This window comes from Tabrizicola piscis (genome assembly GCF_003940805.1).
Lineage (GTDB): Bacteria > Pseudomonadota > Alphaproteobacteria > Rhodobacterales > Rhodobacteraceae > Tabrizicola > Tabrizicola piscis.
The window spans coordinates 1,783,320-1,810,292 of the sequence record NZ_CP034328.1 but is presented as its reverse complement, the minus strand read 5'-3'; the positions used below and the strand labels follow the sequence as shown (position 1 = coordinate 1,810,292).

The 26,973-nt window shown below is 64.5% G+C and carries 24 protein-coding genes and 1 pseudogene; 19 read left to right on the top strand and 6 right to left on the bottom strand.

Annotated elements, in window-relative coordinates; translation table 11 throughout:
• Positions 1-909: 909 nt before the first annotated feature.
• Entirely contained in the window at positions 910-1,536 is a 627-nt protein-coding gene (locus EI545_RS08740) for an HAD family hydrolase (RefSeq protein WP_125325118.1), read from the bottom strand.
• A 34-nt stretch (positions 1,537-1,570) separates the two neighbouring features.
• Positions 1,571-3,526 (bottom strand): bifunctional 2',3'-cyclic-nucleotide 2'-phosphodiesterase/3'-nucleotidase, encoded by a 1,956-nt coding sequence (locus tag EI545_RS08735; protein WP_164517247.1) that lies wholly within the window; start codon positions 3,524-3,526, stop codon positions 1,571-1,573.
• Between the two features lie 332 nt (positions 3,527-3,858).
• Between EI545_RS08735 and nudC the strand changes: the two genes are divergently transcribed.
• Together nudC and EI545_RS08725 are read left to right on the top strand one after the other, a co-directional pair.
• On the top strand, positions 3,859-4,809 hold the full coding sequence (gene nudC / locus EI545_RS08730; protein ID WP_125325116.1) for an NAD(+) diphosphatase: 951 nt from the start codon (positions 3,859-3,861) through the stop codon (positions 4,807-4,809).
• Between the two features lie 50 nt (positions 4,810-4,859).
• The gene (locus EI545_RS08725) at positions 4,860-5,345 is read left to right on the top strand and encodes an SRPBCC family protein (protein ID WP_125325115.1); all 486 of its coding nucleotides are present in this window, start codon (positions 4,860-4,862) and stop codon (positions 5,343-5,345) included.
• A 4-nt stretch (positions 5,346-5,349) separates the two neighbouring features.
• Here the strand turns inward: EI545_RS08725 and EI545_RS08720 are convergent, their stop codons facing one another.
• Positions 5,350-6,195 (bottom strand): prephenate dehydratase, encoded by an 846-nt coding sequence (locus EI545_RS08720; RefSeq protein WP_125325114.1) that lies wholly within the window; start codon positions 6,193-6,195, stop codon positions 5,350-5,352.
• Positions 6,196-6,317: 122 nt separating this feature from the next.
• On the opposite strand from EI545_RS08720, the gene EI545_RS08715 reads away from it, so the two are divergent.
• The 6 genes from EI545_RS08715 to EI545_RS08690 all read left to right on the top strand — a co-directional run bounded on the left by EI545_RS08715 (position 6,318) and on the right by EI545_RS08690 (position 14,147).
• On the top strand, positions 6,318-6,842 hold the full coding sequence (locus EI545_RS08715; RefSeq protein ID WP_125325113.1) for a c-type cytochrome: 525 nt from the start codon (positions 6,318-6,320) through the stop codon (positions 6,840-6,842).
• A gap of 177 nt (positions 6,843-7,019) precedes the next feature.
• A complete protein-coding gene (locus EI545_RS08710; RefSeq protein ID WP_245990343.1) occupies positions 7,020-8,963 on the top strand; it encodes an extracellular solute-binding protein in 1,944 nt (647 codons plus the stop codon).
• A gap of 22 nt (positions 8,964-8,985) precedes the next feature.
• The gene (locus EI545_RS08705) at positions 8,986-10,134 is read left to right on the top strand and encodes a microcin C ABC transporter permease YejB (protein ID WP_125325112.1); all 1,149 of its coding nucleotides are present in this window, start codon (positions 8,986-8,988) and stop codon (positions 10,132-10,134) included.
• Positions 10,134-11,243 carry an ABC transporter permease gene (locus EI545_RS08700; protein WP_125327313.1) on the top strand — a complete coding sequence of 370 codons (1,110 nt, stop codon included), beginning with the start codon at positions 10,134-10,136 and terminating at the stop codon, positions 11,241-11,243. The genes EI545_RS08705 and EI545_RS08700 overlap by 1 nt, the downstream gene beginning before the upstream one ends.
• Entirely contained in the window at positions 11,240-12,922 is a 1,683-nt protein-coding gene (locus EI545_RS08695; RefSeq protein ID WP_125325111.1) for an ABC transporter ATP-binding protein, read from the top strand. The genes EI545_RS08700 and EI545_RS08695 overlap by 4 nt, the downstream gene beginning before the upstream one ends.
• Before the next feature lies 1 nt (position 12,923).
• Positions 12,924-14,147, top strand: coding sequence for a glycosyltransferase (locus tag EI545_RS08690; protein WP_125325110.1), 1,224 nt, complete (start codon positions 12,924-12,926; stop codon positions 14,145-14,147).
• A 48-nt stretch (positions 14,148-14,195) separates the two neighbouring features.
• On the opposite strand, the gene hemN is transcribed toward EI545_RS08690, so the two are convergent.
• A complete protein-coding gene (gene hemN / locus EI545_RS08685) occupies positions 14,196-15,551 on the bottom strand; it encodes an oxygen-independent coproporphyrinogen III oxidase (RefSeq protein WP_125325109.1) in 1,356 nt (451 codons plus the stop codon).
• Between the two features lie 64 nt (positions 15,552-15,615).
• Between hemN and fnrL the strand changes: the two genes are divergently transcribed.
• The 3 genes and pseudogenes from fnrL to EI545_RS21645 all read left to right on the top strand — a co-directional run bounded on the left by fnrL (position 15,616) and on the right by EI545_RS21645 (position 17,355).
• A complete protein-coding gene (gene fnrL, locus EI545_RS08680; protein ID WP_125325108.1) occupies positions 15,616-16,350 on the top strand; it encodes a transcriptional regulator FnrL in 735 nt (244 codons plus the stop codon).
• A gap of 95 nt (positions 16,351-16,445) precedes the next feature.
• Positions 16,446-16,919: pseudogene (locus tag EI545_RS21650) on the top strand (PhzF family phenazine biosynthesis protein); the annotation flags it as partial.
• 46 nt (positions 16,920-16,965) lie between these two features.
• Positions 16,966-17,355, top strand: coding sequence for a PhzF family phenazine biosynthesis protein (locus EI545_RS21645; RefSeq protein WP_245990342.1), 390 nt, complete (start codon positions 16,966-16,968; stop codon positions 17,353-17,355).
• A 15-nt stretch (positions 17,356-17,370) separates the two neighbouring features.
• Here the strand turns inward: EI545_RS21645 and EI545_RS08670 are convergent, their stop codons facing one another.
• Entirely contained in the window at positions 17,371-18,216 is an 846-nt protein-coding gene (locus EI545_RS08670; RefSeq protein ID WP_125325107.1) for a universal stress protein, read from the bottom strand.
• A 207-nt stretch (positions 18,217-18,423) separates the two neighbouring features.
• On the opposite strand from EI545_RS08670, the gene ccoN reads away from it, so the two are divergent.
• The 8 genes from ccoN (at position 18,424) to ccoS (ending at position 26,196) form a co-directional block, all read left to right on the top strand.
• Positions 18,424-20,022, top strand: coding sequence for a cytochrome-c oxidase, cbb3-type subunit I (gene ccoN / locus EI545_RS08665; protein ID WP_125325106.1), 1,599 nt, complete (start codon positions 18,424-18,426; stop codon positions 20,020-20,022).
• A gap of 12 nt (positions 20,023-20,034) precedes the next feature.
• The gene (gene ccoO / locus EI545_RS08660; protein WP_125325105.1) at positions 20,035-20,778 is read left to right on the top strand and encodes a cytochrome-c oxidase, cbb3-type subunit II; all 744 of its coding nucleotides are present in this window, start codon (positions 20,035-20,037) and stop codon (positions 20,776-20,778) included.
• A gap of 10 nt (positions 20,779-20,788) precedes the next feature.
• A complete protein-coding gene (locus EI545_RS08655; RefSeq protein ID WP_125325104.1) occupies positions 20,789-20,995 on the top strand; it encodes a cbb3-type cytochrome c oxidase subunit 3 in 207 nt (68 codons plus the stop codon).
• A 3-nt stretch (positions 20,996-20,998) separates the two neighbouring features.
• Complete coding sequence (ccoP, locus tag EI545_RS08650) at positions 20,999-21,880, top strand: cytochrome-c oxidase, cbb3-type subunit III (RefSeq protein ID WP_125325103.1); 882 nt, start codon at positions 20,999-21,001, stop codon at positions 21,878-21,880.
• A gap of 67 nt (positions 21,881-21,947) precedes the next feature.
• On the top strand, positions 21,948-23,366 hold the full coding sequence (gene ccoG, locus EI545_RS08645) for a cytochrome c oxidase accessory protein CcoG (RefSeq protein WP_125325102.1): 1,419 nt from the start codon (positions 21,948-21,950) through the stop codon (positions 23,364-23,366).
• A gap of 1 nt (position 23,367) precedes the next feature.
• A complete protein-coding gene (locus tag EI545_RS08640; RefSeq protein WP_125325101.1) occupies positions 23,368-23,820 on the top strand; it encodes a FixH family protein in 453 nt (150 codons plus the stop codon).
• Positions 23,821-23,824: 4 nt separating this feature from the next.
• The gene (locus EI545_RS08635; RefSeq protein WP_125325100.1) at positions 23,825-26,020 is read left to right on the top strand and encodes a heavy metal translocating P-type ATPase; all 2,196 of its coding nucleotides are present in this window, start codon (positions 23,825-23,827) and stop codon (positions 26,018-26,020) included.
• A 17-nt stretch (positions 26,021-26,037) separates the two neighbouring features.
• Positions 26,038-26,196 (top strand): cbb3-type cytochrome oxidase assembly protein CcoS, encoded by a 159-nt coding sequence (ccoS, locus tag EI545_RS08630; RefSeq protein WP_125325099.1) that lies wholly within the window; start codon positions 26,038-26,040, stop codon positions 26,194-26,196.
• Positions 26,197-26,297: 101 nt separating this feature from the next.
• Here the strand turns inward: ccoS and EI545_RS08625 are convergent, their stop codons facing one another.
• Positions 26,298-26,969 carry a fumarylacetoacetate hydrolase family protein gene (locus EI545_RS08625; RefSeq protein WP_425471644.1) on the bottom strand — a complete coding sequence of 224 codons (672 nt, stop codon included), beginning with the start codon at positions 26,967-26,969 and terminating at the stop codon, positions 26,298-26,300.
• Positions 26,970-26,973 lie beyond the last annotated feature (4 nt).

Here is a 26,973-nt window from a genome sequence, read left to right as displayed (position 1 = left end):
TTGCGGTCCCGCGTCACCCCGGCGGACATTGCCCGGCTGGAGTTTGCCAACCACATGGCTGCGGCGGCCCTGAAGCGGATGGTGTTTTCCCTGCGCGAGGGGATGACGGATTTTCAGGCCTACGAACTTGCCCGGGTTGGCGGGCTGCCGCTTGGCTGCCACCCGACCTTTGCGATGGGCGATGCGCCGGGGCTTTGCGGGCCTTCTGGGCGGCACCTGACGCTGGGCCAGCCGGTCGCGTTCAACATCTGCCACTGGGGCGCGAACATCTGCCGGGCCGGGTGGCTGGGGCGGTCGGCGGAGGATTTGCCTCTGGCGGCGCGTGACTATGTCGAGGTCTTCGTCGAACCCTATGTGACCGCGATGTCTGAGTGGTGTTCGATGATGCGGCCGGGGGTGTCCGGCGGGTATGTCTGGCGGCACATGATGGCGGCGCTGCCGGCCGAGGTGTTCGGGGTCACGCTGAACCCGGGGCATCTGATCGGGCTGGATGAGTGGGTTTCCTCCCCCATCCGTGAGGGGTCGACCGACGCGCTGGCCAGCGGGATGGCGATGCAGATGGACGTGATCCCGGGGCACCCGGTCTATGGGTCCACCCGGATGGAGGACGGCTATGTGATCGTCGACGCGACCTTGCGGGCGGCGCTGGCGGCCGAGTTTCCGAACGTCGCCCGCCGCTGCGAGGCGCGGGGGCGGTTCATGCGGGACGTCATCGGGATGGAGGTCCCGGACAGCCTGCTGCCGCTGGCCGATACCTGCGGCATCGTCGCGCCGTTCCTGCTGGACCCGGCGCAGGTGGTGGTGTGCTGAAGGGGGTGTCCCGGGCGGGGACACTTCCCGACCAAAGCGAAATCAATGGCTTGGACCAACGCATTCACACATTGTTAGGAAATCTGCCCCTGCAAGCGGTCAGATGACCCCGGCCATCCGTGCCCCGGTCAGCAGGTCTGGCGCGAGGTGATGGGCCCAGCGGCCCTGGCTTGGGACCACGTCGGGGACCTGCACGACCGTGCATCCGGCGCGGTGTGCCGCTTCGGCCCCGGTTTCACTGTCTTCAAAGACCAGACAGCGCGCGGGGTCGACGCCAAACATCGACGCTGCCAGCAGATAGGGGTCCGGCGCAGGCTTTGGAGCCGTCACGTCATCCAAAGTCACGACATGGGTGAAAGCATCGGCAATGCCTGCGATGGCCAGCTTGCGATGCGCTCCGGTGCGCCCGGTCGAGGTGACGATGGCCAGCGGTTGGCGGACAGCGGCCAAAAGCTGGGTCACCCCGGGCTTGAGCGCAAGGCCGCTTTCGACCCCGGCGGAAAAGGCCGTGCGCCAGTGCAGGTTCACGGCGTCAAGGTCGACATGCGGCAGGGTCGCCCGGATCAGGCGGCCAGCGCTTGGTTCATCCTTGCCGACAAGCGCGTGCATGAAGGATACATCAACGTCGTGGCCATGCGCGGCAAAGGCGGCCATGCCAGTGGCGAGGGCAATGCTTTCCGTGTCGATCAGCGTTCCGTCAAGATCAAAGAGCAGCGCGTCGTACATCCCGGTCTCCACCTGATGGGCGGGCTATAGCCGATCAAAGGTGCAGGCGGTAGTGCAGGAAGCCTTCGGCATCGCGGCTGATCGGTTCCGGGCGCAAGGCGGCGATGTCGGACAGATGCGCCTCGGCCCCGATGCCGGTGGCGATGCGCACCGTGGTGCCAGGCATCGGCAGGAAATGCCAGTTGGGCGAAGGCGGGGCACCGACCACGCCCTGACGCCGGATATAGTTGGCCAGCACCGTCTGGCTGCGGGCGCCATCGGCAAGCACCACTTCGGGCCTGTGTTCGACCGGGGCGGTGGCGGCCCGGCTGGCGCGGTGGTTGTTGGTAACCAGCAGCAGGCGTTCCTTTGGATCAATCTGCCGCCCGCCAAGGCTGAGGCCGACGATCCGGTTGGCCTGAGGATTGATCAGCCGGCCTTCGGGATCAAACCGGGGCGGTTGGCTGAGGTCGATGGCATAGGACAGCCCGGGAATGACGTCGAAGGTGAAGGAGGGCACGGCGACATCGTGCAGCGCAGCGTCGGTTTCACCGGGCAGGATCTGGCGGAACAGCGCGGCAGAGTGTTCCAGCCAGATGGCAAGATCGGCCCCGGTCAGGGCCAGCGTGACCAATGTGTTGGGGAAGATGTACAGGTCTGACAGGTTGCGCATCCGGATCGGCCCGGCCGGAATGTCGGTAAAGTTCCCAGCCCCCCCGCGCCCGCCGGCCCGAAAGGGTGCCGCCGCCGCCAGCAGCGGCAGGTCAGCCCAACGGGTACCGGCAAGGGCTGCGCGCGCATAATCCGCCTTGGCTGCGGCGATCAGATCCATGGCAGCGTTCGGCGCAGTGGTGGCGAAATGCGTGGCAAGGCCGACACGGCCTTGCCCGACGATCCTGCGCGACCATGCCAGCGCGGCACGGTGGTCCTGGGCGATGGCCTGACGCAGGGGCGGCACTGTGGGCGGCGCGGCAAGTGCCACGGAAGTGGCGCGCAGGCCAAGCCGCGCCTCGCCAGCGGTGACAAGCCACCGGCGACTACCCTTTGTGGCGCGGGTCAGGTGCAGGTCGATGACCCCGACATGGCTGCCGGAATGGCCGGGCATGACGGCGGGCTTGCCCGCCAGCAACCCGCGAACCGGGTCAACCCCCGCCCGCACCTGAATGGCCGGGCCGGGGAAGGCAAGATGGCAATGGCCTGCAATGACGGCGTCCACCTCGGGCAGGGCGGCAAGGGCGGTGGCGGCGTTTTCCATCCCGTCTTCGGGGTCAAGCGGGCCGATCCCGGAATGGGCGAGGACCACGATCACATCGGCGCCGCGTGCCCGCAGCCGGGGCAGCCAGGCCCGGGCCGAGGCGATGATGTCGCGCATGTGGATCTTGCCTTCAAGGTGGTCGCGGTCCCAAACCTCGATCTGCGGCGGGGCGAAACCGATGACGCCGATGCGCAGCTTGTGACGCTTGCCGTCGTGGTCGCTGACGCTGCGCTTGAGGATGGCGAAAGGGGGCACAAAGGTCTGGTCGCGCGAGGGGCTTTTGCCAAGTTTGGTGGCGATGTTGGCTGACACGACCGGGAAGCGGGCATCGGCAAGCGTGCGCTGAAGGAAGCTGAGGCCGTAGTTGAATTCATGATTGCCCAGCGTCACCGCGTCATAGCCAAGCAGGTTGAACGCGGTGATGACCGGATGCGCCCGGCGGCGGCGGTTGGCGGCGGCGACATAGTCAGCCAGCGGATTGCCTTGCAGGAAATCACCGTTGTCGAACAGCAGGCTGTTCGGCATCTCGGCCCGGGCAATGGCGATCTGGCGCGAGATGTCGGACAGGCTGCGCCCGGCAACGGGGCGGTTGGTGCAATAGTCATAGGGCAGGATGCAGGCGTGCAGGTCGCTTGTCGCAATCAACCGCAGCGCAATCTGCGGGGCGGGGGCGGGCTTGCCAGAGAGGGTGTCCGGATCGAACGACAGGGTTTCGGGCAAGAATGACCCGGGGTCGGCAACACTCTTTACACGCACGTTTCTTCTTTGCCTTCCTGCAAGCGAAGCCGACGGTTTTGACAACCTGCGGTCAGGGGCGTCGAAACGTGCGACTGATATTGCAAACACTCACCTGACGAATTCGTACCGCAATAGTTGTGGTGAAGTTAAAGGAAAACTGTACGGTCGCGTGCAAAGGTTGATTTGAAACGGATTTTTGCCATCAATGGCGGGTTTTTGGCGCTATTGTTGCCAGTCCGTCGGCGATGAAGTCTGGGCACGGTCGGGGGCCAGGGCAGCGGGGACGGGCTGGCGTTTTCCGGGCTGAACTGGCATTTCGGGCCGTCTGGATGCGGTGGGGGGAATGGCCGATGCGGCTGGCTGAGACGGTGACTTTCGGCGGATCGGGGCTGGACCGGGCGGCGGGGCTGCGCAAGGACCCTGACGCCCTGGCTCAGGCGCTGGAGCGGGGGCTGGTGCTGCCGATCTGGCGGGGCAAGCCCTTGGTGGCGGGGGACCGGCTGGGCTGGCTGCCGGCGGGGCATCCGGTGCTGGCCTCCGGCGGGCCGCCGGTGTTTCTGGGGCTGGACGACGCGGGGCCGCGCTTTGCCGCCGACATCTCGGCCTGGTCGCCGGAAGCGGGGGCCGAGGCGGTGGAGGCGGGGTTCTTCGACCCGTCGGTGCAGCAGCACCCGGCGCTGGGGGATGAGCAGGGGTTCGTCGAACTGCGGGGGGTGATGACGCAGCTGTCTCCGCGTGAGGCGGAACTGGTGGCGACGGGCAAGGCGCTGCTGCAATGGCACCGGAGCCACGGGTTCTGCGCAGCCTGCGGGGCCGCGTCCGAGATGGCGCAGGGCGGCTGGCAGCGGGGGTGCGGCGCCTGCGGGGCGCAGCATTTCCCGCGCACGGACCCGGTGGTGATCATGCTGGTGACGCATGGCAATTCGGTGCTGCTGGGCCGCAGTCCGGGCTGGCCCGAGGGGATGTATTCGCTGCTGGCGGGGTTCGTGGAACCGGGCGAGACGATGGAAGCCGCCGTCCGCCGGGAGGTGTTTGAGGAAACCGGCGTGCGGTGCGGCCCGGTCGGCTATCTGGCCAGCCAGCCTTGGCCGTTCCCCGCGTCCTTGATGATCGGCGCGCGGGCCGAAGCGCTGGGCGACGCCATCACGATCGACCCGGAGGAGATCGAGGCGGCGCGCTGGGTTACCCGGGAAGAGCTGGTTTCAGCCTTTGCGGGGCGGCACCCCGAGATCAAACCCGCCCGAAACGGCGCGATTGCGCATTTCATCTTGCGCAACTGGCTTGCTGACCGGCTTGATTGACCTGATCCTGTCGCCAGATCGGACCCCACCCCTACACCTGCGGAGCTGCGATGAAACTGACGGCGAAGACGGACATCGAAGCGCCCGCCAGCTTTGTCTATGCCAGCCTGATCGATCATGCCGCCTGGGAGCGTGAGGTGATCCGCCGCGGTGCCGAGGTCGAGCGTCCGGCTGACATGCCGCTGACCGGCGTGGGTGCGGGCTGGCGGCTGAAGGTGCCGTTCCGGGGCAAGGTTCGCAAACTGCTGGTGCGGATCGACGCGTTGACACCGGATGCGCGGCTGGTCTTCGGGATCGAAGGGCAGGCGGTCGAAGGCAGTTCGGTGCTGGAACTGCTGCCGATGTCGCCACGCAGCACGCGGCTGCGTCTGGCGCTGGAGGTGAGGCCCAAGACCCTTGCGGCGCGGCTGTTCCTGAACACCTTGCGACTGGCCAAGGGCAAGGTGCAGGCACGGCTGGAAAAGCGGGTGGAACAGCTTGGCGCGCGGATCGAGGACCAACACGACCGCAGCCGCGGGCGGGACGGCAAGGTCTGACGCGTCAGTCTGGTTGGCTGCCCCGTTCGCGGTCTGCGGGGTAGACGCCAAGGATGCGCACCTCGGACGTGAAATAGCGCAACTCTTCCAGCGCGAGGGCCACGTTCGGATCCTCCGGGTGGCCTTCGATATCCGCATAGAATTCGGTTGCGGTGAAAGACCCGCCGACCATGTAGCTTTCCAGCTTGGTCATGTTAACGCTGTTGGTCGCAAAGCCGCCCATCGCCTTGTAAAGCGCCGCCGGGATGTTGCGGACGCGGAAGGTGAAGGTGGTGATCATCTTGCCCGCGCCACGGCGGCTGTGGTCGGGGGTGCGTGACATCACCAGAAAGCGTGTGGTGTTGTTGGCCTGATCTTCGATATGCCGGGCCAGCACATCAAGGCCGTAGATCGAGGCGGCCAGTTCGCTGGCAAGGGCCGCCTTGGTCTTGTCGCCAGCTTCGGCCACTTCGCGCGCGGCGCGGGCATTGTCCGAGCTGACCTTGCCCTTGATGCCATGGGCTTTCAGGAAGCCCGCGCATTGCGGCAGGATGACCACATGGCCATGCGCCTCGGTCACGTCGACCAGCAGGGCACCGGGGACGCCCAGCAGGTTGACATGGACGCGCACGAAGGCCTCATCCACAATGTGCAGGCCGGATTTCGGCAACAGGGAATGGACGTCGGCCACCCGACCGTAGGTGGAATTTTCCACGGCCAGCATGCCCAGATCAACCTCGCCCCGGGCGACCTTGTCGACCACATCCTCGAATGTGGTCGAGGGAACAGCCTCCATCTCCGGGCGCGATTGCTGGCAGGCCTGATGCGAATAGGCACCAAGTTCCCCCTGAAAAGCGATGCGTCCGGTCATTTCTGGCCTCTCTGTCCCGAAAACCCGCAAGAAGGGGCGTTTGGTCGCGCGTCTACACCTTGAAACCCCATGGGGGAAGCGGATACACACGCCGCGGAACCAGACGCTGGGATAGGTGCACCATGTTCGACACGATGACGCTGACCAAGGCAGTGGGCGCAGTTTGCGGCTCGCTACTGGTGTTTCTGCTGGCGAGCTGGGCGAGCACGTCGCTTTACTCGGTCGGCCATGGCGATGGTCATGGCGAGGAAGTCGCGCAAGCCTATTCCATCGACACCGGCGCAGAAGAAGCCCCGGCCGCGACCGATGAGCCTGCCGTCGATTTTGCCACGCTGCTGGCTTCGGCCGATGCAAGCGCAGGTGAGACGCAGTTCCGCAAGTGCAGCGCTTGTCACAAGCTGGACGGGACCGACGGTGTCGGCCCGCATCTGAACGGCGTCGTGGACCGGGCCAAGGCGTCCGTCGCGGGCTTCGCCTATTCCGAGGCGCTGACCGGCATGGCCGGAGACACCTGGACGCCGGAAAACATTGCAAGCTTCATCGAGAACCCCAAAGGCTATGCGCCGGGCACCAAGATGGCATTTGCCGGTCTGCCAAAGCCTGAGGACCGGGCGAATCTGGTGGCCTATCTGGCCAGCGTTCCCTGAACCCTGTCGCAGGATTGCCCAGCAAAGCCGCCCTTTCGGGCGGCTTTGTCATTTGCGGTGCAATCACACAAAAGCGTCAGGCAGTCGCAACTTTGTTGCCTCGACAAAGCGAGATTTAGCATAAATGAATGGAGTGGGTTGGCGGCCTTCGATGGCCGCAATGCAGGAGGTCATCTGATGCAGGCAGGACGGCGGGCAGGACAGCGGGCGGGTGCAAGGGTGGATGCGCGGGCGCAGTCGGGCATGCGCCCGTGGCTGGCGACCGGAACGCTGATCCTGGCGCTGGCGGCGCAGACCCTGTCGGCGCGGGCGCAGACGGAGACCGGGGAAAACGTGATCGTGTCGCACGGGATTTCCACCTTTGGCGACCTTGCGCTGCCCGCAGACTTTCCGCATCTGGCCTACGTGAACCCGACCGCCCCCAAGGGCGGCGAGATCAGCCAGTGGGCCCCCGGCAGCTTTGATTCGTTCAACCCCTATGCCATCGCGGGCAATGCGGCGGCGCTGTCGTCGATCTTCTACGAATCCATCCTGTCGGGCACGCTGGATGATGTAAGCGCGGCCTACTGCCTGCTGTGCGAGACGATGGAATACCCCGAGGACCGGTCCTGGGTGATCTTCAACCTGCGCAAGGATGTGACCTTCTCGGACGGCACACCCTTCACGGCGGAAGATGTGCTGTTCAGCCACAACCTGTTTCTGGAAAAGGGCATTCCCGAGTACCGGACGGTGGCGGGCGGCAAGTTCGAGTCGGTCGAGATTCTGGATCCCTACCGCATCAAGTTCACCTTCACGCCCGGTACTCCGTTCCGCGACATGCCCGCTCAGGCGGGTGGCACGACGATCTTTTCGAAAAAGCACTACGAGGAAAACAACCGCGATCTGGAGAAATCCAGTCTGGAGCCGTTCCTTGGCACCGGGCCATACGTTCTGGAAAGCTTCAAGCCGGGCCAGCAGGTGATTTATGCGCGCGACATGGATTACTGGGGCGAAAAGCACCCGCTGAACGTGGGCCAGAACAACTTTGATCGCATCCGGATTGAATACTTCGGCGACGACAACGCCGCGCTGGAGGGGTTCAAGGCGGGCGTCTACACCTTCCGCAACGAGAGCGAGCCGAAGCGTTGGGCGCTGGATTATCAGTTTCCCGCCGTTACTGCCGGCGATGTGAAGACCGAAGTCATCCCGTCCGGCAACATCGCAGGGGGGCAGTCGATCATCTTCAACCTGCGGCGCGCGCAGTTCCAGGACCCCAAGGTGCGGGAAGCGTTGGCGCTGATGTTCAACTTTGAATGGTCGAACAAGTCGCTGTTCTATGGCCTGTTCGCGCGGATCAATTCGATCTGGGAAAACTCGGATCTTGCGGCAACCGGTCTGCCCACACCCGAAGAAGCGGCGCTGCTCCAGCCCATGGTGGATGAGGGGCTTTTGCCCGCCAGCATCCTGACCGATGAGGCGGTGATGGCCGCGACGTCGTCCGAGGACACCGCGCTGGACCGGCGGAACCTGCGCCGCGCCTCCGCCCTTCTGGATGAGGCGGGCTGGACGGTCGGCGATGACGGCATCCGCCGCAACGCTGCGGGTGAGCCGTTGCGGATGGCGATGGTCCATGCCCGCACCGACCTTTTGCCAGTGATGAGCGCCTATGTCCAAAACCTGCGCGCCTTGGGCGTGGAGGCCAGCTTTGACATCATCGACGACCCGCAGCTGCAGCAACGCGCCAGCCCCCCCAACTTTGACTTTGACGCCCTGCCGACCACGGTCATCAATGGCGGGCCAGAGCCCGGCGGCGTGCTGAAGCAGGCCTGGGCAAGCGTTGCCAAAGACAACTCCAGCCGCAACCGCATGGGCTATGCCGATCCGGCGGTCGACCGGCTTTTGGACATGGTTGAGGCGGCTGCCAGCAAGGAAGAGCTGACGACGGTCATCAAGGCGCTGGACCGGGTGCTGCGGTCGCAGTTCATCATCGTGCCGCGGTATTTCAAGCGGGATTACTGGGTCGCCTACTACAACATGTACGAACGCCCCGAGACTTTGCCTCCCTACGCTCTGGGCGAGCTGTCGATCTGGTGGTACAACGCCGAAAAGGCTGACGCGCTGAAAGCCAAGGGCGCGCTGTAAGAACAACGGACGGGCAGGGACTTTGGGCGCCTACATTCTTCGCCGCTTGCTGCTGGTGATCCCCACGCTGTTCGGGGTCATGCTGATCAACTTTGCGCTGACCCAGTTCGTTCCCGGCGGCCCGGTGGAGCAGGTGCTGGCGCGGCTGGAAGGCGAAGGCGACGCGATCCAGAACCTTGCCGGCACCGAAGGCGGCGGCATTCAGGAAGAACAGGCGGGTGCGGGCTATGTCGGCGCGCGGGGCCTGCCGCCCGAGTTTCTGGCCAAGCTGGAAATCCAGTTCGGCTTTTCCCGCATCGTCTGCGCCGAAGGGTTCACCGGCACCCCGTCGCTTGATGCGCCGGAATGCGTGAAAGAGGCGATTCCGGCGACGGAACGCTTCCTCATCATGATGGGCAACTATCTGACCTTTGATTTCGGGGAAAGCTACTTCCGGTCAATCTCGGTCGTTGATCTGGTGCTGGAAAAGATGCCGGTGTCGATCACACTGGGCCTGTGGTCCACGCTGATCGCCTATCTGATTTCCATCCCGCTGGGCATCCGCAAGGCAGTGCATGACGGGTCAAGCTTTGACACATGGACCAGCGGCATCATCATCGCGGCCTATGCGATTCCCGGGTTCCTGTTCGCCATCCTGTTGATGGTGGTCTTTGCTGGTGGCAGCTATTTCCAGTGGTTCCCCCTGCGCGGCCTGACCTCTGACGGGTGGGAGACTTTCCCCTGGTATCAGAAGATCACCGATTACCTGTGGCACATCGTGCTACCAGTGACGGCGCAGCTGATTTCGGCCTTTGCCACGCTGACGCTGCTGACCAAGAACAGCTTTCTGGATGAGATCAAGAAGCAATACGTCATGACCGCCCGCGCCAAGGGGCTGAGCGAGGCGCGGGTGCTTTACGGCCATGTCTTCCGCAACGCGATGCTGATCGTGATTGCCGGGTTCCCGGGTCTGTTCCTTGGCGTGTTCTTCGGGTCTTCCCTCATCATCGAATTCATCTTCTCGCTCGATGGTCTGGGCCAGCTTGGCTATCGCGCGGCGGTAGAGCGGGACTATCCGGTGATCTTCGGCACGCTGTTCGCGTTCGGCCTGATCGGGCTGATCGTCGGCATCATTTCCGACATGATGTATGTGCTGGTTGACCCGCGCATCGATTTCGAAAGGCGCGGATGATGGCGCTTTCGGCCCTGAACCAGCGGCGCTGGCGGAATTTCAAGGCGAACCGGCGGGCCTATTGGTCCTTGTGGATCTTCCTTGTGCTGTACGGCATCTCGCTTTGTGCGGAGCTGATCGCCAATGACCGTCCGATCCTGGTGCGCCACAATGGCGAATTTTACACCCCTGTCGTCAGTTTCTACCCTGAAATAGCCTTTGGCGGCGACCTGCGGACCGAGGCGAATTACGCCACGGTGGAAGTGCAGTGCCTGATCGTGGCGGCGGGGTCTTTGGACTGCTGGGATGATCCCGAAGGCATCATGGCCGAGGCGCAGACCAGCGGCACGGCGGCGGGTGTGCCGGTTGACGCCGGGTGGCTGTTGTGGCCGCCGATCCGGTACAGCTACAACTCCATCGTCGACACGGGCGGGGTGGCACCGGGGCCGCCAAGCGCGCAGAACTTGCTGGGCACGGATGACACCAGCCGCGATGTGGCGGCGCGGGTGATCTACGGGTTCCGCCTGTCGGTGACCTTTGCGCTGATCGTGACGGCCTTGACCTCGATCATCGGGATCGTGGCGGGGGCGGTGCAGGGCTATTTCGGCGGGCTGACCGACCTGATCTTCCAGCGGGTCATTGAACTGTGGTCCTCGGTCCCGACGCTTTATGTCATCATCATCCTGACGGCAGTCTGGTCGAAAAGTTTCTGGCTGATGGTCGGGTTGATGGTGCTGTTCGGCTGGACCGGGCTTGTCGGTGTGGTCAGGGCCGAATTCCTGCGGGCGCGGAATTTTGAGTACGTCCGCGCGGCAAAGGCCTTGGGCGTGTCGGATTGGCAGATCATCTTCCGCCATGTGCTGCCGAACGCGATGGTGGCGACGCTGACCTTCCTGCCGTTCATCATCACCGGGACGATCGGGTCACTCGCGACGCTGGACTATCTGGGCTTTGGGTTGCCGACCTCGGCCCCATCACTGGGGCAATTGTCGCGGCAGGCGCAGGCGAACCTGCAGTCGCCGCATCTGGCCTTCACCGCCTTCTTCACCTTCGCCATCATGCTGAGCCTGCTGGTCTTCGTCTTCGAAGGCGTGCGCGATGCCTTTGACCCCAGAAAGACCTTTCGATGAGCGTCCTTGAGGTCAAGAACCTGCGCGTCAGCTTCCGCCAGGACGGGCGGCTGATCGAGGCGGTCAGGGGCGTCAGCTTTACCGTCGCCAAGGGCGAGACGGTGGCGCTGGTCGGGGAAAGCGGGTCGGGCAAATCGGTCACCGCGCTGTCGACGGTCGGGCTTCTGGGCGACACGGCCGAGGTTTCGGGGTCGGTCACCTATGCCGGCAAGCAGATGATCGGCGTCAGCGAACGTGAGTTGCGCCGGGTGCGCGGCAACGACATCAGCTTCATCTTCCAAGAGCCGATGACCAGCCTGAACCCTTTGCACACTATCGAAAAGCAGATGGCGGAAAGCCTTAGCTTGCATCAGGCGCTGACCGGGGCTGCAGCGCGGGCGCGGGTGCTGGAGTTGCTCAACAAGGTCGGCATCCGCGAGGCGGAAAGCCGGTTGGGCGCCTATCCGCACCAGCTTTCAGGCGGGCAGCGGCAGCGGGTGATGATCGCCATGGCCCTTGCCAACGGGCCGGAGCTTCTGGTGGCGGATGAACCGACCACCGCGCTGGACGTGACCATTCAGGCGCAGATCCTGGACCTGCTGGCGGATCTGAAACGGTCCGAAGGCCTTAGTCTTTTGTTCATCACGCATGACCTTGGCATCGTGCGCCGGATTGCCGACCGGGTCTGCGTCATGCAGGGCGGCGAGATTGTGGAGCAAGGCAAGGCGACGGAAATCTTCGCCAACCCGCGCCACCCCTATACGCAAAAGCTGCTGGCGGCGGAACAGAAGGGCGGGCCGGATCCGGTGCCCCCCACTGCGGCAGAGGTGGTGCGGACCGAAAGCTTGCGCGTGTGGTTCCCGATCCAAAAGGGGTTTCTGCGCAAGACCGTGGGCCATGTGAAGGCAGTGAACGACGCCACCCTGTCCGTCCGCGCCGGGGAAACGCTGGGGATCGTCGGCGAAAGCGGATCGGGCAAAACGACGCTGGCGCTGGCGATCCTGCGGCTCATCACCTCGCAAGGAAAGATCAGCTTTCTGGGCCGCGACATCAGCCGACTTGATGAGACATGGGATGAGGCCGAGGCCCGCCGCGCCCAGGACCCCGAGGGTGGCATCGATCTGGTCGATGCGGCGGTCACTGCGTTCCTTGGGTCCAAAGGTCGGGCAGCCGTCCGGGCGATGCGGCGGCACATGCAGGTGGTGTTTCAAGACCCCTACGGCAGCCTGTCGCCCCGCCTGACGGTGGAGCAGATCATCGCCGAGGGTCTGGGCGTTCACGGGGTGGACCCTGGCAAGAACCGGACCGAGATGGTGGCGGCGATCATGCGCGAGGTGGGTCTTGATCCCGCGATGATGCACCGCTATCCGCACGAATTCTCTGGCGGCCAGCGCCAGCGGATCGCCATTGCCCGGGCGATGATCCTGCGGCCGAAGCTGGTGGTGCTGGATGAACCGACCAGTGCTCTGGACATGACGGTGCAGGTGCAGATCGTCGAACTTCTGCGCGCCCTGCAGCGCAAGTACGGGCTGGCCTACATCTTCATCAGCCACGATCTGCGGGTGATCCGCGCCATGGCGCATAAGGTGATGGTCATGCAGGCGGGCGATGTAGTGGAAAGCGGCGACTGCGGGGATGTGTTTACCAGACCGCAATCCGCCTATACCAAGGCTTTGATGGCAGCCGCCTTCGGACCCTGATGTGAAACTTCTGTTCGTCCACCAGAACTTTCCCGGCCAGTTCCTGCATCTGGCGCCGGAAATGCAGCGGTTGGGCCATGACGTGCGGGCCCTGACCGATGCGGTGAACACGACCGGATCGCCGGTTCCGACGCTGCGCTACAGTTTCAAGCCGGAGCCGGTGGACCCCAAGGCCACCCGTCTGGGGCGCAACTACACCACGATGAGCGACCGGGGTGTCGTTGTCGCCCGCTTTGCCCGGAAACTGCGTGATCAGGGCTATGTGCCGGACGTGATCTTCGGCCACTCCGGCTGGGGTGAGACGTTGTTCCTGAAGGAAGTCTGGCCCGAGGCAAAGCTGCTGGTCTATGCCGAGCTGTACTATCGCGGGCAGGGGGGGGACGTCGGCTTTGACAAGGAATATCAGGCTTTTGGCTTTGACCAGACCCTGATCGCGCAGGGCCGGGCCGCCCATATGGCGCAGGCCCTCGCCCATGCCGACAGGGGGCTGTCGCCGACCGAGTTTCAGGCCAGCACCCACCCGCCAGCCTTGCGCCGCCAGATTGAGGTGATCTTTGACGGGGTCGATTGCGACCGGCTGGCCCCCAACCCTGCCGCGCGCTTTACCCTGCCTGATGGCACTGTTCTGGCGCCGGGGGATGAGGTTCTGACCTTCGTGAACCGCAATCTGGAACCCTATCGCGGCTATCACATCTTCATGCGCGCGCTGCCCGAAGTGCTGAAGGCGCGGCCAAACGCGCAGGTGGTGATCGTCGGCGGGAATGACATCAGCTATGGCCGCCCCCCGCCACAGGGCGGCGGCTGGAAGGACGTGATTCTGGATGAGGTACGGGACCGGATTGACCACAGCCGCGTGCATTTTCTGGGACGAATCCCCTATGACGATCTGGTCAACCTGATCCACGTTGCCCGGGTGCATGCCTATCTGACCTATCCCTTCGTCCTGAGCTGGTCGATGGTCGAGGCGATGGCGGCGGGTACTTTGGTCGTGGGGTCACGCACCGCGCCGGTGCAAGAGATGATCGAGGATGGCGTCACCGGGCGGCTGGTCGATTTCTTCGATGTGCCGGGCTGGTCGGCGGCGCTGGTCGATGCGCTGGCCCGGCCGGAGGCCTATCAGCCGATGCGCGATGCCGCCCGGGCAAGGGTGCGGGCGCGCTATGACCTCCGGTCGGTCTGCTTGCCCCGTCAGGTTGACCTTCTGACCCGCCTGCAGCGCGGGTAGCGTTGTCTTCGAAGACATCGCACCGGAATTTTCGAAAATTCCGGGCTGCTATACCGCCGAGGAGTGCCGGGCCTGCGCCGTATCATAGGCGTCGAAGGCGCGGGCGATCATCCGGGTCAGGGGGCGGCCGCGTTCGGGGATCGACAAACCCTCGGGGCCAAGGTGCAGCATGCTGCCAAACTCGGCCATCGCGTGCTGGAACAGCGCCTCGATCCGCGCGGGTGAGGCGTCGAAGCTGGCCAGAAGCTCGGCCCGCGACACGAAGAAATCACACATCAGCGCCTCGATGATGCGGGCGCGCAGGGTGTCTTCGCCGCTGAAGCGGTGGCCGCGGTGGGTGGCGAACTGCCCGGCGCGGATGGCTTTGGCATGGTCCGCCGTGCCGGACACGTTCTGCGCAAAGCCCTGCGGAAAGCGCGAGATCGACGAAGCCCCAAGCCCGATCAGCACCGGGGCCGGGTCGTCCGTATACCCTTGGAAATTGCGGTGGAGCGTGCCAGCCCGTTGCGCGCGGGCCATGCCATCCTCGGGCTTGGCGAAATGGTCGATGCCGACTTCCTGATAACCGTCCCACAGGAACAGCTGGCGCGCGGTCTCGAACAGGCCAAGCCGCTCTTCCGGGGTCGGCATCGCGTCTGAGGGGATCATCTGTTGCCGCCGGCTCATCCACGGGACATGCGCATAGCCGTAAAGCGCCACGCGGTCGGGCGACAGGGTCAGCAGTTTCTGCACCGAATCCGCGATGCGGGGGCCGGTCTGGTGCGGCAGGCCATAGAGGATATCGGCGTTCAGGCTGGCCACGCCCCGGGCGCGGATGCGTTCGGCGACATCGCGGGTCAGCGCATAGCTTTGCTCGCGTCCGATCGCCTTCTGGATCAGCGGGTCAAAGTCCTGCACCCCGATTGAGGCGCGGTTCATGCCCGCCGCAGCCAGAGCGTCCAGCCGGGCATCGTCAATTTCGTTCGGGTCAATCTCGACCGAGAATTCGCCATCCGCAGCCATGGGGGCCACGTCAAAGACGGCTTCGGCCAGGGATTGCATCAGATAGGGCGACAGCAGCGTCGGTGTACCGCCACCCCAGTGCAGACGGCTGAGGCGGATCCCGGTCGGCAGATGATCCTTCAGGATCTGCAGTTCCCGTTTCAGGGTCTCCACATAGGCTATGACCGGCGCATCCGACGTGGTACCCTGCGTCCGGCAGGCGCAGAACCAGCACAAGCGCCGACAGAATGGCACATGCAGGTAAAGTGAAATCTCACTGCCTGCAGGAATGGCCGTGATCCACTGTTCGAACTCATGCACTCCGACGCCCGTGCCAAAGTGTGGCGCGGTCGGATATGAGGTGTAGCGCGGCACGCGCGCGTCAAAAAGTCCAAGGCGGGCGAGTTGCGGGTCATGTGTCATGTGGTTAGATTGTGTAAACTGAACTTTACGCGCCTTGACGCAGATCAAATGACAGGATCGTCTGATGCAAGACCACGTTCACATTCAGTGCTCGGATTGCCCGATCCGTCACCGTGCGGTCTGCGCGCGCTGCGAAACCGATGAACTGTCTCAGCTGGAGCAGATCAAGTACTACCGCAGCTTTCAGGCCGGTCAGACCGTGATCTGGTCTGGGGACCGGATGGAGTTTGTGGGGTCGGTCGTGACCGGCATCGCCACGCTGACCCAGACGATGGAGGACGGGCGGCGGCAGATGGTGGGGCTTTTGCTGCCGTCGGATTTTGTCGGGCGGCCGGGGCGGGCGACGGCGGCGTTCGATGTGACGGCGACGACCGATCTGGTGATGTGCTGTTTCCGCAAGAAGCCGTTTGAAGACCTGATGGCCACGACCCCGCATATCGCCCAGCGCCTGCTGGAGATGACGCTGGACGAACTGGACGCCGCGCGGGAATGGATGCTGCTGCTGGGCCGCAAGACCGCGCGGGAGAAGATCGCGTCGCTCATCTCGATCATCGCGCGGCGCGAGGCGTCGCTCCAGCCGCGGCAGCCGAAGGGGATGCTGACGGTTGATCTGCCCCTGACCCGGGAAGAGATGGCGGATTATCTGGGCCTGACGCTGGAGACGGTCAGCCGCCAGATCAGCGCCTTGAAGAAGGATGGCGTGATCAGCCTTGAAGGCAACCGCCATGTGAGCATTCCCAGCATTGACCGGCTGCTGGAAGAGGCGGGGGATGACAGTGACGGCGGGATGCTGGTCTAGGGGTGTCCCTGCCCGGGACATGCCTGTAACGCATTGAAAACAAACAACATGCCGACGGCCTTAACCCTTTGTCAACCTATGCCAACGGTGCCCGGATGCTGACCTTCCACACTTGCGACGTCTTTACCGACAGTGCCTTTCACGGCAACCCCTTGGCCATCGTGCTGGGGGCTGATGACCTGACCCCGGCGCAGATGCAGACCATCGCGCGGGAGTTCAACCTGTCTGAGACGATCTTTGTCCAGCGGCCCGCCAACCCGGCCCATACCGCGCGGGTGCGCATCTTCTTTCCCACCGCCGAGATACCCTTTGCCGGGCATCCGACCATCGGCTGCGCGATCCACCTCGCCAGCGCCATGGGCGAGGGGGATTTTGACCGCGATCTGGTGCTGGAGGAGGAAGCCGGGCTGGTTCCCGTCCGCGTCTCTCGCCGCGATGGCCGGACGACCGCGGAATTCGTGGCACCCGTCGTGCCGCACGGGGTGACGGATGCGCCGGACATGGGGGCGGCCCTTGACCCCGCGCGGCTGGCGGCGGCGCTTGGCCTTGCGGCTGCTGACATCGGCTTTGGCGCGCATCGGCCCGGCCTTTGGCAGGGTGGGCCAAGGTTCCTGTATGTGCCGGTGGCAGGTCTTGCCGCTGGCCCGCGCCCGCCCGATGGAGCCGGGATGGTCCGGCCAGATGCAGGCGGCCGGCGTGGACAGCATGTATCTCTATACGGCGGGACAGGACTGCGACTATCGCGCGCGGATGTTTTCGCCAACGGCGGGCATCCCGGAGGACCCGGCCACGGGATCGGCAAGCGCGATCCTTGCAGCACAATTGCTGGCTGCGGGCGCGGTGGGGGATGGGGAAACCCGCCTGATCTTGCATCAGGGCGTGGAAATGGGACGGCCCAGTCAGATTGGACTGACGGTCGAATGTGCGAACGGTGCGCTGCGCCGGGTGAAGATCAGCGGCAGCGCGGTGCCGATTTCCGAGGGCCGCCTGCGCCTGCCGGTGTAGGCGGCCCTTGCAAGATCAATGCGCCAGAAGGACTGGCACTTCGGCCTTTTCCAGCATGTCGCGGGTGGCGCCGCCAAGGATCGCCTCGCGGAAGCGGGAATGGCCGTAGGCACCCATCACCAGAAGGTCGGCGTTGGTGTCGCGCAGATGTCGGGCCAAAACATCCGACACGCGCGGCAAGGTACGGGCCAGAACGGTTACTTCGGCACGGACGCCGTGGCGCACCAGCATCTGGCACAGAAGGCCGCCGGGATCAGACCGTTCCGGGCCATGGGTCGGCGGGTCGATCACGACGATGGACACGGCTTCGGCCCGGCGCAGGAAGGGCATGGCGCGGCGGGTGGCGACCAGAGCCTCACGGCTTTGGTTCCAGGCCACGACCACGCGGCGCGGATCTGCGGTCGGCATGCCCTTGGGCGGCACGATCAGGACCGGGGCCATGCCTTCGAAAAGGGCGGCTTCGATCACCGCCTCATCCTCAACCCCCCGATTTTCGCCATAGGGCAGGGGCAGCACGACAAGATCGGCATAGCGCGCCCGGGCGGCGACGACATCCGTCAGGGCACCAAGCTGGGTGACGGCAGAATCGGTAGCGGACCGCAGATCCGGCGACTGGGCACCGAGGGCGGCGCTTAGCGCCTTGGCGGTGGCCCGCGCCTCTTCTTCGGCGCGTTCCATTGCGGCGGCGATCATCACCGCGCCTGAACCGACGTAGGAATAGCCGATTTGGGTCCGGTCCACGCCAAGCGACAGCGAATCCAGATGCGCGTCGTTGGCGATGGCGATCTGAGCAGCCGCAGAAACGACCGGCAAAAGGCCGTGGATCGAGGTGGCGACGGTCAAGAGGGACTTATAGGCCATGACGTTCTCCAATTTCTGTAATCTGTGCAATATAGAAGATACTCGACCTGCGGCGCTTTGACCAAGGTCAAGCCGGTGCGTCTGGGGTATTGACGCAGATCAAGGCACCAACGGCTGCCGCACTGCAGAAGTCGAACAGTCGAAGTGCCCGGCACTGCCCTGACTCGTTTTGGGTAAAGCCGGCCAGACAGGACGAAGGGACGCTACATGTGGGATTACCTTAAACTGATAGGGCTTGGTCTGCTGGCGGTTCTGGCCGCCATTGCGGCCAATTACGCCCGTGACCTGGCCTATCAGGTCAACGCGATCACAGTGATGCTGGCCGCCGGCATCGCTTTTCTCTGGGTGCTGCGGACGGCGGGGGATCCCCGGCCTAACCTGCAGCACGAATATTTCGACGGGGTGGTCAGGGCCGGGGCGATTGCCACGGCCTTTTGGGGCGTCGTCGGGTTTCTGGTTGGTGTGGTGATCGCCACGCAGCTGGCCTTTCCGCAGCTGAACTTCGAGTTTCTGCAGGGCTACGGCAACTTCGGCCGGTTGCGCCCCTTGCACACCAGCGCGGTGATCTTCGCCTTTGGTGGCAACGCGCTGATCATGAGTTCCTTCTACATCGTCCAGCGCACCAGTGCGGCGCGCCTGTTCGGCGGGTCCTTGGGCTGGTTCGTGTTCTGGGGCTGGCAGCTGGTGATCGTGCTGGCGGCAACGGGTTACGTTCTGGGCGCAAGCCAGGGCAAGGAATATGCGGAACCTGTCTGGTACGTCGACATCCTGATCACGGTGGTCTGGGTCGCCTTCCTGATTGCGTTCATGGGGACCCTCTTCAAGCGGAAAGAGCCCCATATCTATGTGGCGAACTGGTTCCTGCTGTCGATGATCCTGACCGTGGCGATGCTGCATCTGGTGAACAATGCGGCGATCCCGGTGTCGATCTTTGGCAGCGCGCAGGTCCAGCTTTATGCGGGCGTGCAGGATGCCATGGTGCAGTGGTGGTACGGCCACAACGCGGTGGGCTTCTTCCTGACGGCGGGCTTCCTGGGGATGATGTACTACTTTGTGCCGAAGCAGGCGGAACGGCCGGTCTTCAGCTACAAGCTGTCGATCATCCACTTCTGGGCCTTGATCTTCCTCTATATCTGGGCTGGTCCGCACCACCTGCACTACACCGCGCTGCCGGACTGGGCTTCGACGCTTGGGATGGTCTTCTCGGTCATCCTGTGGATGCCAAGCTGGGGTGGCATGATCAATGGCCTGATGACGCTGTCGGGCGCTTGGGACAAGCTGCGGACCGATCCGATCATCCGGATGATGGTGGTTTCGATCGGGTTCTACGGGATGAGCACCTTTGAAGGCCCGATGATGAGCATCAAGGCCGTCAACTCGCTGAGCCACTACACCGACTGGACCATCGGTCACGTCCATTCCGGCGCCTTGGGCTGGAACGGGATGATCACTTTCGGGGTGCTGTACTACCTTGTGCCACGCCTGTGGAACCGGGGGGCGCTGTACAGCCTGAAGCTGGTCAGCTGGCACTTCTGGTTGGCCACCATCGGGATCGTGCTTTACGCGTCCTCGATGTGGGTCACGGGCATCATGGAAGGCCTGATGTGGCGTGAAGTGGATGCGAACGGGTTCCTGGTGAACGCCTTCGCCGACACGGTGGCCGCGAAGTTCCCGATGTATGTGGTGCGGGCGCTGGGCGGGGGGCTGTTCCTGACGGGCGCGTTGATCATGTGCTACAACTTGTGGATGACGGTGCGCGCGCAGCCCCAGCGGGTTACGCAGCACTCGGCCGTCCCGGCGGAATGAGGAGACGGGACAATGGCTTTTCTTGACAAACACAAGGTCATCGAGACCAACGCGACGCTGCTGATGATCCTGTCCTTGCTGGTGGTCACCATCGGCGGGATCGTGCAGATCGTGCCGCTGTTCTATCTGGAGAACACGATTGAAAAGGTGGAAGGGGTTCGCCCCTACACCCCGCTGGAGCTGGCGGGCCGGTCGATCTATGTCCGCGAGGGCTGCTATGGCTGCCACAGCCAGATGATCCGCCCGATGCGCGACGAGGTGGAGCGGTATGGCCATTACTCGCTGGCCGCCGAGTCGATGTATGACCGGCCGTTCCAGTGGGGGTCCAAGCGCACCGGGCCGGATCTGGCGCGGGTGGGTGGCCGCTATTCCGACGAATGGCATCAGGACCACTTTACCAACGCCAAATCGGTCGTGCCGGAATCGGTGATGCCGCCCTATGGCTTCCTTGCCAACAACGAGATCGACGGGCGCTATATCCAGGACGTGGTGGCCACGAACCGGATGGCGGGCGTGCCCTACACCGACGAGATGGTGGAAAACGCGCTGGCCGACTTCAAGGCGCAGGTCGATCCTTTGGGCGACTATGAGGGGCTGGAAGCGCGCTATGGCGAGGCGGTCTTCGGCACGCCGATCAACGTGCGCAACTTCGACGGCAATCCCGAGCTGACCGAGATGGACGCGCTGATCGCCTATATGCAGGTCCTTGGCACGATGGTCGACTTTTCGACCTTCACGCCTGTGGCAAACCGGTAAGGAGGAAACGATGGAAACCTATTCTTTCCTGCGCCACATGGCGGACAGCTGGTTCCTGCTGGCGATGACGCTGGGCTTTCTGGGCCTATGTGTCTGGGCCTTTCGCCCCGGCAGCCGGGCGATGCATCAGGATGTCGCAAATTCGATCTTCCGCAACGACGACCGTCCTGCGGACGCCAACTCTGCCCCATCCAAACCTGCCAAGAAGGAGGGCTAAGCCATGTGCGCCAAGCCAGTAAAGAAAGAACCCCGGCAGGTTGAAACGACCGGCCACGTCTGGGACGGGATCGAAGAGCTGAACAACCCGATGCCGCGCTGGTGGGTCTGGACGTTCTACGCGACGATCGTCTGGGGCATCGGCTATTCGGTGGCCTACCCGGCCTGGCCGCTGATCAATGGGGCGACCCCCGGGCTTCTGGGGGCCAGCACCCGCGCGGATGTGGCGGTGGAAATCGCCCGCGTCGATGCGGCAAATGCCGAGATCAAGGCAAGTCTGGTCGCCGCCGACCTGAATGCCATTGGTGCCGATCCCGCGCTTGCGGCCTATGCCGAGCGTGCGGGGGCGGCCGTGTTCCGCACCAACTGCACGACCTGCCACGGGTCGGGCGCTGCGGGGTTCGAGGGCAAGGGGTATCCGAACCTGCTGGACGATGACTGGCTGTGGGGGGGCACGATGGAGGATATCCATCTGACCATCACCCACGGCATCCGCAACACCACCGACCCCGACGCCCGCTATTCCGAGATGCCGAAGTTCGGCGTGGACGGAATTCTGGAAGAACCGCAGATCGCCGAAGTTGCGGAACATGTGCTTGCCATTTCGGGGCAGGAGCATGACGCGACGCTGGCGGCGGCGGGGGCGGTGGTCTGGGAAGATGCCGGCTGTTCGGGCTGCCATATGGAAGACGGGACGGGCGACCGGACCCAAGGCGCGCCCAACCTGACCGATGCCATCTGGCTTTATGGCGGCACGCGTGAGGCGGTTACGGAAAGCATCTACTATGCCCGCTTTGGCGTGATGCCGAACTGGAACACGCGGCTGAGTGAAGACGAGATCCGCGCCGTGGCCTTCTATGTCCACGGGCGTGGCGGCGGCGAATAAGCGCAATCCAACGGGCCGGGCGGCAATTTTGTCGCCCGGCACAGCCTGAATACCCGGAGTCCGGACCGTGAGCCAAGAAGACGCCAACCCCCCAAGCCTTTATGTGGCGCGCGAGCCGGTGTTCCCGCGCCGGGTGAAGGGCACCTTCCGGACGCTGAAGTGGTGGCTTCTGGCGGTGATGCTGGGCATCTACTACATCACCCCATGGCTGCGCTGGGACCGGGGACCGAACCTGCCGGATCAGGCCGTGCTGATCGACATGTCGGGGCGGCGGTTCTTTTTCTTCATGATCGAGATCTGGCCGCATGAGTTTTACTTCATCGCGGGCCTTCTGATCATGGCGGGGCTTGGCCTTTTCCTGTTCACCAGCGCTGCGGGGCGGGTCTGGTGCGGCTATGCCTGCCCGCAAACCGTGTGGACCGACCTGTTCATTCTGGTCGAGCGCTGGGTCGAGGGGGACCGCAACGCGCGCATCCGGCTGCACCGCCAGCCGTGGAACTGGGAAAAGCTGCTCAAGAACGGCATCAAGTGGTGGATCTGGCTGTTGATCGGGCTGGCGACGGGCGGGGCCTGGGTGTTCTATTTCACCGACGCGCCCACCCTGCTGCGCGATCTGGTGACGTTTCAGGCGCATCCTGCGGCCTATATCACCATGCTGATCCTGACCTTCACCACCTTCTTCTTCGGTGGATTCGCGCGGGAACAGATCTGCATTTACGCCTGCCCCTGGCCGCGCATCCAAGCCGCGATGATGGACGAGGATACGCTGACCATCGGCTACCGCGACTGGCGCGGGGAACCTCGCGGCAAGCAGACCGTGGAAGGCAACGGCGATTGCATTGACTGCATGGCCTGCGTCAACGTCTGCCCGATGGGGATCGACATCCGCGATGGCCAGCAGCTGGCCTGCATCACCTGCGGCCTGTGCATCGACGCCTGCAACGACGTGATGGACAGGATCGGCAAGCCGCGCGACCTGATCGGCTATCTGGCCTTGACCGATGAGACTCGGGAACGTGCGGGCCAGCCGGCGAAATCGGTCTGGGCGCATGTGTTCCGGGTGCGGACCATCCTGTACACAGTCCTTTGGGGCGGGGTTGGCGTCGGGCTGATCGTGGCGCTGTTCCTGCGGTCACCCATCGATGTCAGCGTGACGCCGGTCCGGAACCCGACCTATGTGACCCTGTCGGATGGCAGCATCAGGAACGCCTATGACCTGCGGTTGCGCAACATGCAGGGCGCGGATGCGCAGTTCACTCTGGCAGTCACGTCGGAAGCGTTCGTGACGATGGCGCTGGAAGGGCAGGAGGGGCTGACGGTTACCGTTCCCGCGAACGAGACGATGCAGCAGCGGGTCTACCTGACCGCCCAGCCCGACAGCGAGGCCGCGACGGAAGACCGCAGCGACGTTCGGATCTGGGTGGAAGAACTTGGGACGACGAACCGGATCCACCACGATACGGTTTTCAATGGGAAGGAAGACTGACATGGCCGAATTGACGGGCAAGCATGTGTTCGCGATCACTGTCGGGGCCTTTGCGGTCATCATCGGGGTCAATCTGCTGTTGGCGTTCAAGGCGGTCAGCACCTTCCCGGGGCTGGAGGTCCAGAACTCCTACGTCGCAAGTCAGGGCTTCAACACCCGCAAGGCCGCGCAAGAGGCGTTGGGGTGGCATATGGCACCCAGCTATGCGGCGGGCCGGGTGGATCTGGCCTTCACCGACCGCGACGGCGTTCCGGTTCAGGTGACCGAGCTTGAGGTGCTGATCGGGCGCACCACGTCGACGATGGATGACGCCCGCCCGGTCTTTGTGGCGATGGGTGATGTCTATACCACCGAACTGCCGCTGGCGCGTGGCAAGTGGATGGTCAAGGTCACCGCCAAGTCACTGGATGGCACGCTGTTCGAGCAGCGGTCCGAACTGTTCGTGCAGGGCTGACGCGATGACCGTGGTCGAGGATTTCGGGCGCGCGCCGGTCTCTGCCTGTCCGGCCTGTGCGGCGGCGCCTTCGGCCGAACGGATCGCCGCGCTGCGGGCGGAGCGTGACGCGCGGATCATGCTGTCCTTGCCCTTGGCGCATTGCGCGGCCTGCATCTCGACTGTCGAAGGGGCCTTGTCGGCGGTGCCGGGGGTGCGGTCGGCGCGGGTGAACCTGACGCTGAAGCGCGTCAGCGTGGAGGCGGCGCCGGAGGTGACACCCGCCCAGCTGATCGCCGTGCTGGTGGCCGAAGGGCAGGAAGCGCATGAGCTGGACCCCGGGTTGCTGTCATCGACCGAGACGGACCGGCAGGGGCGTGACCTGTTGATGCGGCTGGGCGTGGCGTTCTTTTCCATGATGAACGTCATGCTGCTTTCGGTTGCCGTCTGGTCGGGGGCCGAGGATGCGACAAGGGACCTTTTCCACTGGATTTCCGCCGCGATCGCCTTGCCGACGGTGATTTTCGTCGGGCAGCCGTTCTTCAAGTCGGCCTGGGCCAGCCTGCGGGTCGGGCGGTTGGGGATGGATGTGCCGATCTCGCTGGCGTTGATCCTCGCCTCCTCGATTTCCGTCTATGAAACCTGGATGTCGGGGCATCATGCGTATTTTGATGCCGCCGTGATGCTGGCCTTCTTCCTGCTGCTGGGCCGCTATCTGGACCACCGGACCCGCGCGATTGCCCGGTCAGCCGCCGAGGAACTGGCCGCGCTGGAAGTGCCGCGCGCCATCGTGATCGAGGACGGGGTCGAGGTCGAGCGCGCCATTTCGCTGATTGCGGCGGGGGATACCGTGCTGGTCCGGCCCGGCGCGCGGATGCCGGTGGACGGCGTGGTGATCAAGGGCGCGTCCGAGGTGGACCGCAGCCTGCTGACCGGGGAAAGCCTGCCGGTAAGGGCGCAGGAAGGCACGCAGGTCAGCGCGGGCGAGGTCAATCTGACCGGTCCGCTGACCCTGCGCGTGACGGCGGCGGGCAAGGATTCCAGCCTGCACCGGATGGCCGATCTGGTCGCTGTCGCAGAGGGTGCGAAGACGCGCTACACCAGCCTTGCTGACCGAGCTGCGGGGCTTTATTCGCCGCTGGTGCATATCCTTTCGTTCGGGGCCTTTGGCTACTGGATGTGGGCGACGGGCGGGGATGTCCGCTATGCGATCAATATTTCTGCTGCCGTGCTGATCATCACCTGCCCCTGCGCGCTGGGGCTTGCGGTGCCTGCGGTGATTACCTCTGCCAGTGGCAAGCTGTTCCGCAAGGGCCTTTTGATCAAGCACGGCACGGCGCTGGAGCGGTTGGCCGAGGTTGACACGGTGGTCTTTGACAAGACCGGAACGCTGACCATGGGGGTGCCAGAGCCGGTGGCCTTGGCCGATCATCCGGTTGAGGTTCTTTCGGTGGCGGCGGCATTGGCGGCGGGGTCTTCGCACCCCTTGGCACGGGCGCTGGCCGATGGGGCTTTGGCGCTGGGGGTGCCGCCTGCCGAGGTTGCTGACATCCATGAAGTGCCGGGCCACGGGATCGAAGGCCTGTGGCAGGGTGCGCGCGTGCGGCTTGGCCGGGCCGACTGGTGCGGGGCGACCGCGCTGGCGCAGACGGCGACCTATCTGGCGCTGGAGGGGCAGACCCATGCCTTTGCCTTCACCGACCGGCCCCGCCAAGGTGCTGCCGAAGCGGTGGCGGCGCTGAAAGCCGCCGGGATGCGGGTGGAGCTTCTGTCGGGCGACACTGAGGCCCCGGTGCGCGATCTGGCGGAACGGCTGGGAATAGCGGATTGGCGGGCCGGTGTGCTGCCTGCGGAAAAGGCGGCCCGGGTGGCCGAGTTGTCGGCGCAGGGCCGCAAGGTCCTGATGGTGGGCGACGGGCTGAACGACACGGCGGCACTTGCGGCGGCGCATGTGTCGATTTCCCCGGCAACGGCGCTGGACGCGGCGCGGGTGGCGTCGGACATCGTGCTGTTGGGTCAGGACATGGCGCCCATCGCCGATGCGATGCGGATCGGGCGGCAATCGGCGCGGCGGATGGTGGAGAACTTTGTGATTTCGGGCGGGTACAACGTCATCGCGGTGCCGCTGGCGCTGGTCGGACTGGCCACGCCGCTGGCGGCTGCCTTGGCGATGTCACTGTCGTCGATTACCGTGTCACTGAACGCGATGCGACTGAAATGATCGGGCGGCAGAGGTAGATGGAGATTCTGGCAATCCTGATTCCGGTATCGCTTTTTCTGGGCGGGATCGGGCTTGTGGCGTTCTTCTGGGCGATGAAAACCAAGCAGTTCGACGACCCGCAGGGCGACGCGCAGCGAATCCTGACCAAGGAATGGGACGACCACCCTAAGCCGTAGGCACAGCGGGCGGAGACGGGGATGCGGAATTTTTGAAAATTCCGCAGCGGAGCCTTTGAAGGCTCCGGTCCGATTTCTTTGAAGAAATCGGGGGCGGGCGGTCAGTCGATGGTGACGGTGGCCGATTGGAGACCGTCAATCTCGACCTTGCAGGTATCGCCGCGGGTCAAGGGGCCGACGCCCGCCGGGGTGCCGGTAAAGATCAGATCGCCCGGCGAGAGGCTGACAAGCTGCGACAGGGCCGCGATGATGGCGGCTGGCGACCAGATCATGTCGGACAGCCGCGCCTCTTGCCGCAAGGTACCGTTCACCATGCAGCGCAGGGTGGCATCGGGCATCGCACCCGGACGAATTGCCCCCACCACGGCGGATTTGTCGAAGGCCTTGGCCATGTCCCACGGGCGGCGGTTGGCCTTCGCTTCGGCCTGGAGGTCGCGGCGGGTGAGGTCATTGCCGGTGGCATGGCCCCAGATCAAGGCCGGGGCGTCCGCTTCGGCCACCATTGCACCGCCTTTGCCGATGGCCAGCACAAGCTCCGCCTCATGGTGGAGATTGGTGGTGGCGGGCGGATAGGGGATGCGCGCGCCGCTTTCCACCACGGCATCGGCCGGTTTGGTGAAGAAGAACGGGGGTTCCTTGTCGATGCCACCCATCTCGCGCGCGTGGTCGGCGTAGTTGCGACCGACGCAGAAGATGCGGCGGACGGGGAAGCGTTCGGCGCGGCCGGTGACCGGAAGCGTGACGGTCGGCAGCGCCGGAAAGACCAGAGCCACCATC